This is a genomic window from Gilliamella sp. BG2, from assembly GCF_046635645.1.
In the GTDB taxonomy this organism is placed as follows: domain Bacteria; phylum Pseudomonadota; class Gammaproteobacteria; order Enterobacterales; family Orbaceae; genus Gilliamella; species Gilliamella bombi.
The window spans coordinates 11091-12316 of sequence record NZ_JBIDFF010000036.1 but is presented as its reverse complement, the minus strand read 5'-3'; the positions used below and the strand labels follow the sequence as shown (position 1 = coordinate 12316).

Here is a 1226-nt window from a genome sequence, read left to right as displayed (position 1 = left end):
GCGCCTGAAATAGGAGGACTAGCTCTTCTGACCGCATTGGTTAAATCACTTACCGCAGGCATCCGATAACCCAAACTATTACACCATGCTGTTTGAGCTGAAACGGTACCATATTCATCACCCCGATGGACGAACCACTGCTTTAACTTAAAACCATACCGAACCTCATTACCACTACTATCCCTTCCCACCAACTCGAAGGTCTGTGGCAAAACTGGACGTGTAAGTGAACCAGGATTACTTGAGCTTATCTGACTACTACTTGCCTTAGGACCATTTAACGTTACCCGTGTGTTTGAACCAACCCTACTCACCGTTGCTCCCAAACTACCTCTTGTGTTAACTGTCCAACTCAACTGACTTGCATCTACCCCAGCAATAAGCAAATCAAAATACAATCCATCTGCTCCTGTAGTAGGAAAGTTTCTGTCGTAAGATGATGGGTTTGTTGACTGAACTAAAAAGCCCTTAGCTGGATTCCATATGTTAGCTGGGCCGGCATAGCGGCCTGTGCCATAATAAAGATTTGGCCTGACCGCACAAATAACGGGCGGTGATGGCAAAGTGATATAATACTCCGCTGTTCCTCCACTAAAAGTACTACTTCTTGGCTCACCATACTGCGTAGCTAAATTCCCTCCAGTACTACTTAAAGTTACCTTATAAGGTGCATTACATAGACTTAATGTATCACTACGATTAACCGTGCTACCGTTTTTATCCTTTATTGCTAACGATATACTCCCTGTTGCAGTAACACCATTTGTACCCTGACCATCTCCATCATCGTCTCTCCATTTACCTTGTGCCACTAAGTCATTTATATTTATTGAGTCGCTTAATGGCGGGACTATCATTTCAATATCAGCCAAGGTATCCCCTACATTAGGTAACTTGATTGGCGCTGTTGGTGATGAAGAATTATTTTGCGATGTGAATGTTCGACCATCTGATAACTTAATACCTAATAAGTCCTCTGTTTTAGTCACTTTAGTAACACCACCATCAAAAGTTAAATAAGGCGCAGTACCATGAATGCGCTCAGAAGTCGTGGCCGATAATGCCTGCGATTCTAAAGAGTACGGCAATAACAACAACGGCACTAATGCCAATGGGATTTTTGAAAATAATTTTGTGGATAATTTCGATGATATAAATAAGTTTCGGGTAAAAACTCGTCGAATAGGGTTATTTGATAAATTTAAGACATAGGTTTGCCTGTGCGC

Annotated in this window: 1 protein-coding gene; it reads right to left on the bottom strand. The window is 42.0% G+C overall.

Translation table 11 applies throughout. The features are described 5' to 3' along the window. On the bottom strand, window positions 1-1226 hold a 1226-nt coding region (locus ACGH6Q_RS11095; RefSeq protein WP_411592832.1), incomplete at both ends, for a hypothetical protein.